Here is a 16,305-nt window from a genome sequence, read left to right on the forward strand (position 1 = left end):
AGTTTCTGTTCGTTGTCCATCTAGAGGATCCCCAGATCGTCGTCGACCAGCTCGAACAGTTCGTCGTCGGTGGCGGAGTCGAGGCGCGTGGTGTCCGCGCCGCCGCCGAGGCCGGCCAGCAGCGACCGCAGGCGGCCCGCCACCGCCAGCCGGGTGTCGTCGTCGGCCGACTCCCGCAGCCGGGCCTCCAGCCGGTCCAGTTCGTCGATCGGCGACCACGGGCCGCCCACCAGCTCGCCGTGCAGGCGCTCGGCCAGCGCGACCGGGGTCGGGTGGTCGAACAGGACCGTGGTGGGCAGCCGCACGCCGGTCGCCGCCGCCAGCCGGTTGCGCAGTTCCAGCGCGGTCAGCGAGTCGAAGCCCGCGTCCAGGAACCCCCGGGTCGGCTCGACCAGGTCCGGCGCGGGATGGCCGAGCACGGCCGCCGCGTGTCCCCGCACCAGGTCCAGCAGTGCGCGGTGCTGCCCGGCTTCCGGCAGCGCCGCCAGCCGTTGCGCGAGCCCGGTCTCGACCGGGACCGGTACCTTGGCGGCGACCAGTCCCCGGAGCAGGCCGGGCACTTCCCCGACACCGGTGACGTCCAGCCGGACCGGGACCACCACCGGCTCGTCCTGGGCGCAGGCGGCGTCGAACAAGGCGAGCCCGTCGGCCGGGGACAGCGGGCGCACACCCCAGGTGGACATCCGGGCCACGTCGGTTTCGCCCAGCCCGCCGGTCAGTCCGCTGCGGGGTTCCCACATTCCCCACGCCAGGGACACTGCGGGCAGCCCGGCGGCCCGGCGGTGGCGCGCCAGCGCGTCCAGGAACCCGTTCGCCGCCGCGTAGTTGCCCTGTCCCGGCGTGCCGAACACACCGGCCGCCGAGGAGAACAGCACGAACCGCGAGAGGTCCTTCGTCAGCTCGTGCAGGTGCCAGGCCCCGTCGGCCTTGGGCGCCAGGACGGCGTCCACCCGTTCCGGGGTCAGGGAGTCGATGATCCCGTCGGCCACGACGCCGGCCGCGTGCACCACCCCGCGCAACGGGAACTCGTCCGGTATCCCGGCGAGGACGCGAGCCAGCGCGTCGCGATCGGACACGTCGCAGGCGGCCACCGTCACCAGCGCACCGGCGGCTTCGAGCTCCGCCACCAGATCGGGAGCGTGCCCCTGCCGGCCGACCAGGACCAGGCTGCGGACGCCGTGCTCGGCGACGAGGTGCCGGGCCACCAGCCCGCCCAGCACCCCGGTGCCGCCGGTGATCAGCACCGTGCCCGTGGTGTCCCAGACCGCGGCCTGCCGGTCTCCGGTCACCCGGGTCAACCGGGGAACGCGGACGCTCCCGTCGCGGGCTTCGCACTCCGTCTCCCCCGCGGCCAGCGCCGCCAGGACCGCGTTCACCGGGAGGTCGCCGTCCCGCAGGTCGACGAGGGAGAACCGATCCGGGTTCTCCGAGCAGGCCGACCGCACCAGGCCCTGGACCGCCGCGCGGGCGAGGTCCGCGCCCTGGGTCACGACCGCCAGCCGCGAAGCGCTGAACCGGCCGTCGTCCAGCCATTCCTGCAGGACCGCCAGCATCCCGACGGTGGCCTCCCGCACGGTTTCGCCGGTGTAGCGGGCGTTCAGGAAGACGGTCGCGGGGATGTCCCCCAGTTCGGCCAGGTCCGTGACGACCGTGTGCGATCCCTCCGGCGCTCCTTCCGGCGCCGGGCGCCAGTCCACCCGGAACAGCCGGTCGTGCGGGGTGGGCGAGCGCAGCGCCAGCGCGTCCACCCGTGCGACCTCGGTGCCGCGGTCGTCGGAGATCGCCATCGACACGACGTCGTTGTCGCGCAGCGAGATCCTGACCCGGAGCACGGACGCCCCGGGCGCGGTGAGCGAGACCCCGCTCCACGAGAACGGCAGGGCCGGCTTGGTCCGGTCGGCCCCGAGGACGTGCAGGGCCGCGTCGAGCAGCGCGGGGTGCAGCCGGAACCGGCGTGCTTCCGGACGAAGCCGTTCGGGCAGCGACACCTCGGCATAGAGGTCCGTGCCCGCCCGGAAGGCCGACCGCAGGCCGCCGAACGCGGGCCCGTAGTGGTAGCCGAGCCCGGTCAGCTTGGCGTAGAGGTCAGTCAGCTCAAGGGGTTCCGCGTCCGCGGGCGGCCACGGCACCGGTTCGCCGGACGTGTAGACCTCGGCCGTGAGGACGCCGGACGCGTGCCGGGTCCAGGACGCATCCTCCGCCTGTGAGTAGATCCGCACCGGCCGTCCCCCGGACTGGTCCGGGCCGTCGACCGTGAGCTGGATCGTGACGGCGTCCGGCAAGGCCAACGGAGCTTCGAGCGTCAGGTCGGCCACCCGCGGGGTACCGACCTGGTCGCCGGCCCACAACGCGAGGTCGAGGAACGCCGTGCCGGGCAGCAGCACCGTGTCCCCGACGGCGTGCTCGGCGAGCCAGGGCGTCCGGCCCGGGTCGAGCCGGCCGGTGAACACCGTCATCGCCGAGTCCGCCAGGGCGGTCACGGTGCTGAGGAACGGGTGGTCGTGCAGGGTCGCGTCCGTGTCGTCGGCGTTCAGCCAGTAGCGCTGCCGCTGGAAGGGGTAGGTCGGCAGGTCCACCGGCCGCCCGCCGGCGACCAGGGGCGTCCAGTCGACCTCGACGCCGTGCACGTACGCCTCCGCCAGCGACGTCAGGAAGCGGTCGAGTCCGCCGTCCCCGCGACGCAGTGAGCCGATCGAGGTCGCCTCGATGTGCATGGTCAGCACCGGATGCGGGCTCATCTCCAGGAACACGGCCTCACCCAGCGACTGAACAGCCTGCTCGAACTGCACAGTTTGCCGGAGGTTCTGGTACCAGTACTCGGCGTCGAAGGTCGCCGTGTCGACCACCGTGGAACAGAACGGGATCGTCGCCTCCCGCGGCACGATCCCCTCCAGCGCCACAAGAATCTCGTCGCGCACCGACTCGACGTGGATCGAGTGCGACGCGTAGTCCACCGCGATCCGCTTGCCCGGGACCGTCAGCAGAAGCTCGTCGATCGCCTCCGGATCCCCGGACACCACCACCGACGCCGGACCGTTCACCACCGCCACCGACAACCGGTCGTCCAGCACGTGGCCTTCGGGGAGCGTCACCGACGCCATCGCACCGCGGCCGGACAGCTTCTCCGCGATCACCCGGCTCCGGGCCGCCACCACGCGAGCACCGTCCTCAAGGGACAACGCACCCACGACGCAAGCCGCGGCGATCTCGCCCTGCGAATGGCCCACCACGGCGTCCGGCTCGACACCGAAGGACCGCCACAACCCGGCCAGCGACACCATCACCGCCCACAAGGCAGGCTGAACCACCTCGACCCGCTCGCTGCTCAGCGCCTCGCGCAATGCGACCCACGGCTCCAACGCGGCCGCGCACCGATCCATCCACTCCGCGAACACCGGCGACGAGTCCCACAACTCGGCCGCCATTCCGACCCACTGCGAACCCTGCCCCGGGAAGACGAACACCGTCTTGGCCACCGGCCCGGCGACACCCTCGACGGTCCGGTCCCCCAGCACCACCGCGCGATGGTCGAAGGCAGTACGACCCCGCACCAGCGAATAGCCGACATCGAGAGCCGTCCCCGGCCACTCGGACAGCTGTCGGACCTGCTCCCGCACCGCTTCCGCCGACTGAGCGGACACCACCCACGGCACCAGAACGCCGTCGGGGCCGTCCGGCGCCTCCGCGACCGGCACGTGCTCGATGATCACGTGGGCGTTGGTCCCGCCGACCCCGAAGGACGACACTCCGGCCCGTCGCGGCCGGTCCGCCTCGGGCCACGCCACCGCCTCCTGCGCCAACGACACCGAACCGGCTGTCCAGTCCACAAAGGACGACGGCTGGTCGATGTGCAGGCTCGCGGGCACGACGCCGTGCCGCATGGACAGGACCATCTTCATCAGACCGGCCACGCCCGCGGCCGCCTGGGTGTGCCCGATGTTCGACTTCACCGAGCCCAGCAAGACCGGCTCGGTCCGGTCCTGGCCGTACGTCGCCAGCACGGCCTGGGCCTCGATCGGATCACCCAGCCGGGTCCCGGTCCCGTGCCCCTCCACGACGTCCACGTCGGCCGGTGACAGGCCCGCGTTCGCCAGGGTCTGCCGGATCACGCGCTGTTGAGCCGAACCACTCGGTGCGGTCAGCCCGTTCGACGCGCCGTCCTGGTTGACCGCGCTGCCCCGGATCACCGCCAGCACCGGGTGTCCCTTGCGCTGGGCCTCGGACAACGGCTCGACGAGCAGCATGCCCGCGCCTTCGCTCCAGCCGGTGCCGTCGGCGGCGTCCGCGAACGGCTTGCAGCGGCCGTCGGCGGCGATCCCGCCCAGCCGGGTGAACTCCGAGAACGCGCCGGGACCGGACATCACCGTGACGCCCCCGACCAGCGCCATCGAGCACTCCCCCTGCCGCAGCGACTGGCAGGCGTTGTGCAACGCCACCAGCGCCGACGAACAGCCGGTGTCGATGGTGACCGCCTGGCCCTCCAGCCCGAAGGTGTAGGCGATCCGGCCCGAGAGGACGCTGCCGGTGCTGCCGGTGGCCAGGTACCCCGCGAAGTCCGCCGGTGCCTGGTGCATCCGCGGGCCGTAGTCCTGGGCCAGCGCGCCGACGAACACCCCGGTCCGGCTGCCGCGCAGCGACGTCGGATCGATGCCCGCGCGCTCGAAGGCCTCCCACGAGCACTCCAGCATCAGCCGCTGCTGCGGGTCCATCGCGGACGCCTCGCGCGGCGAGATCCCGAAGAAGCCCGCGTCGAACTCGGCGGCGTCGTAGAGGAACCCGCCGCTGCCGGACACGGTCCAGCCGCGGTCGGCCGGGAAGCCGCCGATCGCGTCGGCGCCGTCGGCGACCAGCCGCCACAGGTCCTCGGGTGAGGTGACCCCGCCGGGGAACCGGCAGCTCATCGCCACGATCGCGATCGGCTCGCCGACGGGCGTGGTGGCCACCGCCGGCTCGGGCGCGGCCCCGGTCAAGTACGCGGCGAGGGCAGCGCAGTTCGGGTGGTCGAACACGACCGTCGCCGGCAGGTTCGAGCCGGTCGCGTGGTTCAGCCGGTTGCGCAGTTCGACGGCCGTGACCGAGTCGAAGCCCAGCTCCCGGAACGCGCGCCGGACGTCGATCGCGGCCCCGGAGTCCATCCCCAGCACGGCCGCCACCTGCGCGCGGACCAGCGGGAGGGCGTCGCCGACGACCGGGCGCGCGGGTTCGGGCTCTTCGAAGACCTCGGCCAGCAAGGGCCGCTTGCGGGCGACGGAGTAGGCGGGCCCGAACACCGGCCAGTCGATGTCGGCGACGACCAGGCCGGGTTCGCCCAGCTCCTGGAGCGCCCGCACCGCCAGCTGCGGGTCCATTGCGGACAGTCCGAGCCGGCGGAACCGTTCGCCGACGCCACCGCGTGCCATGCCGTCGCCCGCCCAGGTGCCCCAGGCGATCGACGTGGCGGTGCCGCCCGCGGCCCGGCGCTGCTGGGCGAGCGCGTCCAGGTAGGCGTTCGCCGCCGCGTAAGCGCCTTGCCCGCCGCCGCCCCACACCCCCGCGCCGGACGAGAACAGCACGAACGCGTCGAGGGTGTCGTGGTCCAGCAGGGCGTCGAGGTTCGCCGCGCCGTCGACCTTCGCCCGCATCACTTCGGCCGGGTCGTCGATCTCGGTCACGGGGGTGCTGTGCTGGCCGGCTCCGGCGGCGTGCACCACGGCTGTCAGGTCCGGCAGCGAGTCCAGGAGGTCCCGGACCGCGTCGCGGTCGGCCACGTCGAGTGCGGCGAAGGTGACCTTGTCGCCTAGTTCGGCCGCGAGCTCGGCCGCGCCGGGGGTGTCGGGACCCCGGCGCCCGGCCAGCACGACGCGCTCGGCGTCGTTCCGGATCAGCCACCGCGCCACGTGGGCGCCGAGCCCGCCGGTTCCCCCGGTGACCAGGACGGTTCCGCGCGGCCGCCAGACGCGCCCCGGCCGGGTGCGGGGTGCGCGTACGAGACGTCGTGCGTAGGTCCCGCCGGCTCGCACCGCGACTTGGTCCTCGTCGCCGGAAAGCGCGGCGGCGAGCCTGCCGAGTACCCAAGCGTCCACGTGCTCGGGCAGGTCGATGAGGCCACCCCAAAGTCGGGGGTGTTCGAGCCCGATGGTCAGCCCGAGGCCCCAGATCTGCGCTTGGTCCGGTCGGCGCACCACGTCTCCCGGTGCCGCCGCGACGGCGCCGGACGTCACCAGCCACAGCCGTGCGTCGCTGCCCTCCAGCATCCGGACCAGCGTCAGGGTGTCGTCCACCGCGAGCAACGACAGCACGCCGGCGGCCTCGCCCAGGCGCTCGGAAAGCCGGCTCAGCGGGACGACTTCCACATCCGGGCCGAGGTCCGCGGTGCCGCCGTCGGGTACCACGGCGAGCCAGCGCCCGGTCAGGGTCTGCGGTGCCTCGGGTAGCTGCCGCCAGGCGATCCGGTACCGCCAGTCGTCCATTGTGGACGCTTCGGTCCGGTGCCAGTACCGCTGGTGCTGGAAGGCGTAGGTGGGCAGATCCACCAGCCGTCCGTCTCCGAGCAAAGGCATCCAGTCGACCTCGACGCCCTGCACGTACGCCTCGGCCAGCGACGTCACGAACCGCTCGAGTCCACCGTCGTCGCGGCGCAGTGAGCCGACGGCAATGCCGGGCAGGTGCATGGTGAGCACCGGGTGTGGGCTCATCTCCAGGAACACACCATCGCCCAATGCCTCGATGGCCCGCTCGAACTGCACGGTCCGCCGAAGGTTCTGGTACCAGTACTCCGCGTCGAAGGTCGCCGTGTCGGACACCGTTGAGTGGAAGGCGATCTCGGGCGGGTTCGGCGTGATTTCGCCCAGCGCCGCGAGAAGCTCTTCGCGCACCGACTCCACGTGCATTGAGTGCGACGCGTAGTCCACGGCGATCCGCTTGCCCGGAACAGTCAGCAGAAGCTCGTCAACGGCCTCGGGATCTCCCGAAACCACCACCGAAGCCGGACTGTTCACCACCGCCACCGACAGCCGGTCGTCCAGCACGTGACCGTCCGGGAGCGTCACCGACGCCATCGCGCCCAAGCCGGAAAGCTTCTCCGCGATCACCCGGGTCCGGGCCGCCACCACCCGAGCACCGTCCTCAAGCGACAACGCACCGGCCACGCAAGCCGCGGCGATCTCGCCCTGGGAATGGCCGACGACGGCGTCCGGTTCCACACCGAAGGACCGCCACAACCCGGCCAGCGACACCATCACCGCCCACAGCGCGGGCTGAACCAGCTCCACCTGCTCGCTGTCGAGCGCAGTCCGCAGGTCGATCCCCGGGGCCAGCGCAGTCGCACACCGGTCCATCCACCCGGCGAACACCGGCGACGACTCCCACAACTCCGCCGCCATCCCGATCCACTGCGAACCCTGACCCGGAAAGACGAACACCGTCTTCCCCGAAGGCCGGGCAACGCCCTCGACCACCCGATCACCCAGCAGCACCGCGCGGTGGTCGAAAGCGGCACGACCGCGCACCAGCGAATAGCCGACGTCGACGGCCGTTCCCGGCCACTCCGACAGCAGCCCGATCTGGTCCCGCAAAGCGTCATCCGACTTGGCGGACACCACCCACGGCACCGGACCACCGTCCGGCCGCTCGGTCACCTCGAGGGCCGGACCTTGCTCGAGGATCACGTGCGCGTTCGTCCCGCTGATCCCGAAGGACGACACCGCCGCCCGCCGCGGCCGGTCCGCCTCGGGCCACGCCACCGGCTCCCGCGCCAGCGTCACCGCGCCCGAGTCCCAGTCCACGACCGGTGACGGCTCGTCCACGTGCAAGGTGGCCGGGACGACGCCGTGCCGCATGGCCAGAACCATCTTCATCAAGCCGGCCATGCCGGACGCGGCCTGGGTGTGGCCGAGGTTGGACTTCACCGACCCCAGCCACAACGGTGCGGCCCGGTCCTGGCCGTAGGTCGCCAGCACGGCCTGCGCCTCGATCGGGTCGCCGAGCCGGGTGCCGGTGCCGTGTCCTTCGACCACGTCGACGTCGGCCGGCCGGAGCCCGGCGTTGGCCAGCGCCTGCCGGATCACCCACTGCTGGCTGGGTCCGTGCGGCGCGGTCAGCCCGTTGGAGGCGCCGTCCTGGTTGACCGCGCTGCCCCGGAGGACCGCCAGCACGTGGTGACCGTGGCGGGTGGCGTCCGACAGCCGCTCGACCACCACCAGGCCCACGCCCTCGGCCCACCCGGTGCCGTCGGCGGCCCCGGCGAACGACTTGCACCGCCCGTCGGCGGCCAGGCCGCCCTGCCGGGCGAACTCCTCGAACAACACCGGTGACGCCATCGCGGTCACCCCGCCGGCCAGCGCCATCGTGCTCTCGCCCCGCCGGACCGACTCGGCCGCCAGGTGCAGGGCCACCAGCGAGGACGAGCACGCCGTGTCGACCGAGATCGCCGGGCCCTCGGTCCCCAGCACGTACGCCACCCGGCCGGACACCACGCTCCCGGCGCCGCCGGTCAGGCCGTAGTCGCCGTCGGTCCGGTAGTCGCCGCGCATGACGCCGATGAAGATGCCGAGCCCGCTGCCCCGCACGGACGACGGATCGATACCCGCTCGTTCCAGCGCCTCCCAAGAACACTCCAGGACCAGCCGCTGCTGGGGATCCATGCCCAGTGCTTCCCGCGGCGAGATCCCGAAGAACTCCGCGTCGAACCCCGCCACGTCGTCGACGAACCCGCCGAAGCCGGTCCCCCAGCCCCGGTCCGCCGGGAACGCAGACACGACGTCCCGTCCCTCGGCCACGACGTTCCACAGGTCCTCCGGAGAGGTCACCCCACCGGGGAAACGACACGCCATCCCCACCAGCACGACGGGGTCGTCGTCGGCCGCTTGGCGCACTACCGGCTTCTTCTCGTCCAGCGTCCGTTCCAAGAGCCGGTCGGCGATCGCCTCCGGCGTCGGGTAGTCGAAGACGAGCGTGCTGGGCAGCGCGATGCCGCAGGCCGCCGCGATCCGGTTCCGCAGCTCGACCGCGGTCAGCGAGTCGAATCCCAGCTCCCGGAACGGCCGTCCGTGCGCGATGGCCTCCGGCGACGGGTGCCCCAGGACCGCGGCCGCGTGGGCGCGCACCAGGTCGAGCGCGGCCGGGTACCGCTCGGCCTCGGGGAGGTCCCCGAGTGCCCGGCCACGGTCGACCGTCACCGGTTTCGCCAGATCGCGCAGCAAGGTGGCATCGGTACGCACGGCGCGCGGATCGATCCTGGTCGCGACCACCGCGGCGCGGCCGGCGCCCAGTGCCGCGTCGAACAGGTCCAGTGCCTGCGCGGTGGGCAGCGGAGCCATGCCGTCGCGCGCCAGCCTCCGGCGTTCGAGCTCGCCGACCCCGCTGGTCATCCCGCTCTGCTCGGCCCAGAGGCCCCAGGCCATCGACACCGCGGGCAGGCCCCGGGCCCGCCGGTGGGCCGCGAGTGCGTCGAGAAACGCGTTCGCGGCCGCGTAGTTGCCCTGTCCCGCCGTCCCGACCACGCCCGCCATCGACGAGAACAGCACGAACTGGGCGAGGTCCTTCGTCAGGTCGTGCAGGTGCCAGGCGGCGTCCACCTTCGGGGCCAGCACCGCGTCCAGCCGCTCCGGGGTCATCGCCTCGAGCAGGCCGTCGTCGAGGACGCCCGCCGCGTGGACGACGGCATCGACCGGGTGGTCGGCGAGCAACCGGCTCACCTGGTCCCGATCGGCGAGGTCGCAGGCGACCACCTCGACCGTCGCCCCCAGGCCGGTCAGTTCGGTGCCCAGCTCGGCCGGCGCGGTCCGGCTCACCAGCAGCAGCCGCCGGACGCCGTGCGCGGTCACGAGGTGCCGGGCCAGCAGGCCGCCCAGCGTCCCGGTCGCGCCGGTCACCAGCACCGTCCCGGGCAGTGCGGAACCGGGCTCGGCCGTCAGCTTGCGGAGCCTCGGGACCAGGACGGCACCATCGCGGACGGCCTGCTGCGGCTCGTCCAGGCCCACCACGTCCGGGACGGAGCCGGCGTCGTCCAGGTCGAGGAGGACGAACCGGCCGGGGTGCTCGGCCTGCGCCGAGCGGACCAGCCCCCACACCGGGGCGTGGACCAGGTTCGGGTCGGTGCCCGTCGCGTTCCGGGTCACCAGGACCAGCCGCTCGTCCGGCGCGTGCTCGTCCGCCAGCCAGTCCCGGGTGACGTCGAGGACCTGCTTCAGCACCTCGCGTACCGCCGCCCCCAGGTCCTGGTCCGGTTGCGGGCAATCGAAAACGGTGGTCATCGCCGGTTTCCCGGCCGGCGGCGCCGACTTCCAGTCCACTTCGTACAGAGTGCGGCGGGCCTGGCCCACCGGGCGGAGCGTCAAGGATCCGATCGTGGCCACAGGCTTGCCGTCGGCGTCCGTCAAGGCGACGGCGAAGGCGTCTTCACCCGCCGGTGTCAGCCGGACTCGCAGTGTCGTCGCATCCGTTGCCACGCACCGCACTCCGGCCCACGCGAACGGGACCCGCAAGCCACCGCCGTCGAGCAGCAGCGGGTGCAGCGACGCGTCGAGCAACGCCGGATGCAGGGCGTAGCCGTCCGGCTCGGGAAGGAGGTCGACCTCGGCGAACAGCTCCTCACCGCGTCGCCAGGCTGCACGCAGTCCCCGGAACGCGGGCCCGTACTCGAAGCCGGTCTCGGCCAGCACGTCGTACCGGATGTCCAGGGGGACCGCGTCTTCCGGCGGCCACACCGCTTGATCGAACCCCGTCGGCGGCTCGGTCGCCGCCAGCGCTCCGCTCGCGTACCTGCGCCACTCGGCGTCACCGGACGGCCGGGCGTGCACGCTCACCGGCCGGCAGCCGGAGCCGTCGACCGCACCCACCAGCACCTGCGCCTCGACAACGTCCTGTGTGGACAGTTCGAGCGGCGCTTCGATCGTCAGCTCTTGGACGGTCGCGCACTCCAGCCGGGCGCCCGCGTGGGCGGCCAGTTCGAGGAAGCCGGTCCCGGGAAACAAGACCTTGCCCGCCACGACGTGGTCGGCGAGCCAGGGCTGCGCGCGCAGCGAGATCCGGCCGGTGGACAGCGATCCGGCGCCGTCGGCCAGCTCGACCGTGGTCGCCAGGATCGGGTGCGCCGACCCGGTCGACGACCGGGCCTCGAGCCAGTACTGGCGGTGCTGGAAGGGGTAGGTCGGCAGGTCGACCAGCCGTCCGCCGGCCAGCAGGGGCAGCCAGTCGACCTCGACGCCGCGCACGTACGCCTCGGCCAGCGACGTCAGGAACCGCTCGAGTCCGCCGTCATCGCGGCGCAGTGAGCCGATGGCGGTGCCGGGGAGGTGCGGGGTGAGCACCGGATGCGGGCTCATCTCCAGGAACACACCGTCACCCAGCGACCGGACGGCCTGCTCGAACTGCACAGTTTGCCGGAGGTTCCGGTACCAGTACTCGGCGTCGAAGGACGCGGTGTCGGAGACGGTGGAGCAGAACGGAATCGTCGGCCGCTTCGGCGTGATCCCCTCCAGCACCGCGAGCAGCTCGTCCCGTACCGACTCGACCTGAGCCGAATGCGAGGCGTAGTCCACGGCGATCCGCTTGCCGGGAACAGCCAGCAGAAGCTCGTCGATGGCCTCGGAATCCCCGGACACCACCACGGAAGTCGGGCTGTTCACGACCGCCACCGACAACCGGTCGTCCAGCACGTGACCGTCCGGAAGCGTCACCGACGCCATCGCACCCCGGCCCGACAGCCGCTCCGCGATGAGCCGGCTGCGTGCCACCACCACCCGGGCGCCGTCCTCAAGCGACAACGCACCCGCGACACAGGCGGCCGCGATCTCCCCCTGCGAATGGCCGACGACCGCATCCGGTTCGACGCCGAAGGATCGCCACAGCCCGGCCAGCGACACCATCACCGCCCACAACGCGGGTTGAACCACCTCCACCCGCTCGCTGCTCAGCCCGTCCCGCAAATCGAACTCAGGCCCCAGCGCACTCGCACAGCGATCCATCCACTGCGCGAACACCGGCGACGATTCCCACAGCCCCGCCGCCATCCCCGCCCACTGCGAACCCTGGCCAGGGAAGACGAAGACGGTCTTGGCCACCGGCGCGACGACACCCTCGACCGTCCGCTCTCCGAGCAGCACCGCGCGATGCTCCAGGGCGGCACGACCGGACACCAGCGAGTAGCCGACATCGACAGCCGACCCCGGCCACTCGGACAGCCGCCGAATCTGTTCCCGCAACGCGGCATCCGACCGAGCGGACACCACCCAGGGCACCAGACCGCCGTCCGGCCGCTCGGCGACGTCGTCGACCGGCCCTTGCTCGAGGATCACGTGCGCGTTCGTCCCGCTGACCCCGAAGGACGACACCCCCACCCGCCGCGGCCGTCCGGCCTCGGGCCAGGGCACCTGCTTCCCCAGCAGCTCGACCGCGCCCGCCGCCCAGTCCACAAAGGACGACGGCCGGTCGATGTGCAGGCTCGCCGGCACCACACCGTGCCGCATCGCCAGCACCATCTTCACGACACCGGCCACCCCGGCGGCCGCCTGGGTGTGCCCGATGTTCGACTTCACCGACCCCAGCAACACCGGCTGAGCGCGATCCTGGCCGTACGTCTCCAGCACCGCCTGCGCCTCGATCGGATCACCCAGCCGGGTCCCGGTCCCGTGCGCCTCCACGACGTCCACCTCGGCGGGAGCCAGGCCCGCGTTCGCCAGCGCCTGCCGGATCACCTGCCGCTGCGCCCGGCCACTCGGTGCGGTCAGCCCGTTCGACGCGCCGTCCTGGTTGACCGCGCTCCCCCGGAGCACCGCCAGCACCCGGTGGCCCCGGCGGCGGGCGTCGGACAGCCGTTCCACCACCACCAGGCCCACGCCCTCGGCCCAGCCGGTGCCGTCGGCGGCGTCCGCGAACGACTTGCACCGGCCGTCGGCCGCCAGGCCGCCGTTGCGCGCGAACTCCTCGAACACCTCCGGCGACGACAACACGGTCACCCCACCGGCCAGCGCCATCGAACACTCGCCGTCGCGCACGGACCGGGCCGCGAGGTGCAGCGCCACCAGCGAGGACGAGCAAGCCGTGTCGACCGACAGCGCCGGGCCTTCGGCCCCGAGCACGTACGCGACCCGCCCGGACACCACGCTCGCCGCGCGGCCGGTGACCCCGGCGCCTTCCCCGCCCATCACCCCGACGAAGACACCGAGATCGCTGCCCCGCACCGAGGACGGGTCGACCCCGGCCCGCTCCAGCGCCTCCCAGGAACCCTCCAGGACCAGTCGCTGCTGCGGGTCCATGCCCCGTGCCTCACGCGGCGAGATCCCGAAGAAGTCCGCGTCGAACCCGGCGACGTCGTCCACGAACCCACCGGACCCCGTGCCCCAGCCCCGATCCGCGGGGAACGAAGACACCACGTCCCGGCCTTCGGCCACCACGTCCCACAGGTCCTCCGGCGACGCGATCCCGCCCGGGAAGCGGCAGGCCATCCCCACCACGACCACCGGATCGTCGTCCGACGCCGCCCGGATCGCGGGCGCGTGCTCGCCGCGGCCCCCGGTCAGGTGGGCCGCCAGGTCGGTGCAGCTGGGGTGGTCGAACAGGACCGTGACGGACAGGTCCTCGCCGGTGTCCGCGGCGAGCCGGTTGCGCAGCTCGACCGCGAGGTGCGAGTCGATCCCCAGTTCCCGGAAGGTCGCGTCCACCGCGACGGCGTCCGGCGCCGGGTGCCCCAGCACCGCGGCCGTGTGCGCCCGCACGAGCCCCAGCACGTCGCGAGGCGCCTCGTGCACCTCGGGTTCGGGCGCGGTCTCGTCGAGCCAGTAGCGCCGGCGCTGGAACGCGTAGGTGGGCAGCCGGACGCGGCCGCCGTCGAACGCCCACCCCCAGTCCGGGGCCCGCCCGCGCACGTGGAGCCGGGCGGCCGAGGCCAGGACCTCCTCGAGCCCGCCCGCGTCCCGGCGCAGCGAACCGACCACCAGGGCGTCCTCGGCGATCTGCTGCACCGGCGAAGTGAGCACGGGGTGCGGGCTGGACTCGACGAAGAGGTCGCAGCCCAGCGCGGTCAGCGACCGGGTCGCCCGCTCGAACTCGACCCGCTGCGACAGGTTCCGGTACCAGTAAGCCGGGTTCAGCTCCGTGCCGGCCACGACGCCACCGGTCACCGTCGAGACGAACGCGACGTCCGTGGCCACCGGCCGGATGCCGGCCAGTGCGGCGAGGAGCGGTTCGCGCAGCGGCTCCATCAGGGGTGAATGCGACGCGTGCCGGACGTTCACCCGCCGGACCCGGATGCCGTCGCGTTCGCAGCCGGCGACGAACTCCGCCACCGCCGCCACGTCGCCGCCGACCACGGTCGAGGTGGGTCCGTTCACCGCGGAGATCCACACGCGTTCGGTCAGCCGGGGTGCCACTTCGCGTTCCGGCAAGGTCACCGAGGCCATCGCCCCCTCGCCGAGCAGGTCGCGGAAGGCCTGGCTGCGCCGGGCCACGACCTTCGCCGCGTCCTCGAGCGACAGCGCCCCGGCCACGCAGGCGGCCGCGATCTCCCCTTGCGAATGGCCCACCACGGCGTCCGGCTCGATGCCGAGGGACCGCCACAGGGCGGCCAGCGAAACCATCATGGCGAACAGGGCCGGCTGGATGACCTCGATGTCGTGCACTTCCCCGCGCACCACGTCGAGGAGCGGGAAGTCGACGTGCGGGGCGAGCGCGTCGGCGCAGTCGTGCATCCGGGCGGCGAAAACCGGGGACGATTCCAGCAGCTCCGCGGCCATCCCGCGCCATTGCGTGCCCTGCCCGGGGAAGACGAAGGCGACCTTGCCCGTGCGCCGGGCGACTCCCGTGGTCAGCCCGGGGAACGGGACACCGTCGGCGAGTGCGGTCAGGCCGGGGAGCACCCGGTCGCGGTCCGGGGCGATCAGCACCGCACGGTGGTCGAAGGCCGACCGGGTCGTCGCCGAGGAGCGTGCCGCGGCCGCCAGGTCCAGCTCCGGGTGCGCCTCGAGGTGCTCCCGCAGCCGCCGGGCCTGCTCCTGCAACGCCCGGCCGGTCTTGGCCGAGAGCACCCACGGCGCCACCCGCGACCCGCGTGGCGCTTCGGCGCCGGTCCACTTCTCCAGGACGACGTGACAGTTGGTGCCGCCCATGCCGAACGAGCTCACCCCGGCCAGCCCGGCCCCGGGCCAGGCGCTCGGGTGGTCCTGGACGCGGATCTTCAGCGCGGCCAGCGGGATCTCCGGGTTCGGGGTGCCGAAGTTCAGGCTCGCGGGCAGCTCGCCGTGCTCGAGGCTGAGCACGGTCTTGAGCAGGCCGGCCACGCCCGCGGCGCCTTCCAGGTGGCCGATGTTGGTCTTGACCGAGCCCACCAGCAGCGGCCGGTCGGAACCGCGGCCTTCGCCGAGGACCGTGCCGAGGGCCGCGGCTTCGATCGGGTCGCCGAGCTTGGTGCCGGTGCCGTGCAACTCGACGTAGCGCACCTCGGCCGGGTCGACGCCGGCGCGGGTGTAGGCCAGCCGGAGGCATTCCTCCTGCGCGGCCCGCTCCGGTGCGGTCAAGCTCTGGCCGCCGCCGTCATTGGTGACGGCGCTGCCCCGGATCACGCAGTGGATCAGGTCGCCGTCGGCCACCGCGTCGGCCAGCCGCTTGAGGACGACCAGCGCGCCGCCCTCACCGCGGACGTAACCGTTGGCCCGCGCGTCGAACACCTGGCACTTGCCATCGGGGGAAAGCCCGCCGAACCGCACCGCGGTCAGGGCGCTGTCCGCGCTGAGGTTGAGGGTGACGCCGCCCGCGAGAGCCACCGTGCACTCGCCCGCCAGCAGGCTCGCGCAGGCCGTGTGCACGGCGACCAGCGAGGAGGACTGGGCCGCGTCGATCACGAAGCTGGGACCGCGCAGCCCCAAGGCGTAGGAGACGCGGTTGGCGATCATCCCGCGCTGCAGGCCGGTCATGGAATGCGCGCTGATGTCCGGGCGCAGATCCGCGTAGTCCTCACGGATCGCGCCGACGAACACACCCGCGTTCCCGCCCGGCGGCAGGCCGGCGTCCTCGAACGCCTCCCAGCCCAGCTCCAGCACCAGCCGCTGCTGCGGGTCCATCGCCGCCGCTTCGCGCGGGGAGATCCCGAAGAACGCCGGATCGAAGTCCCCGACGCGGTCCAGGAACCCACCCCGGCCGAGGCCCGGATCCACCCGGTCGGCCGGTACCCCGGTCACCGCATCGGTGCCGGTCCGCAGCAGCCGCCAGAACGCCGCCGGATCGGGCGCCCCCGGAAACCGGCAGGACATCCCCACGACCGCGACACCTTCGGAAATCCCCATGTCCCATGCCCCCGGGCGGTGTGGTCCGAATCCGGCCAAAAACATACCG

At 73.1% G+C, this 16,305-nt stretch carries 1 protein-coding gene; it reads right to left on the bottom strand.

Annotated features, from left to right (window positions below):
• Nucleotides 1-20 precede the first annotated feature (20 nt).
• On the bottom strand, nucleotides 21-16,256 hold the full coding sequence (locus tag QSK39_RS19945) for a type I polyketide synthase (protein WP_285479261.1): 16,236 nt from the start codon (nucleotides 16,254-16,256) through the stop codon (nucleotides 21-23).
• Nucleotides 16,257-16,305: the final 49 nt, after the last annotated feature.

The sequence above is a fragment of the Amycolatopsis sp. NBRC 101858 genome, assembly GCF_030269325.1.
Lineage (GTDB): Bacteria > Actinomycetota > Actinomycetes > Mycobacteriales > Pseudonocardiaceae > Amycolatopsis > Amycolatopsis ponsaeliensis.

What these genes read in the sequence shown, in the direction of transcription:
- QSK39_RS19945 (WP_285479261.1), bottom strand. Translation starts at nt 16,256, where the DNA reads ATGGGGATTTCCGAAGGTGTCGCGGTCGTGGGGATGTCCTGCCGGTTT.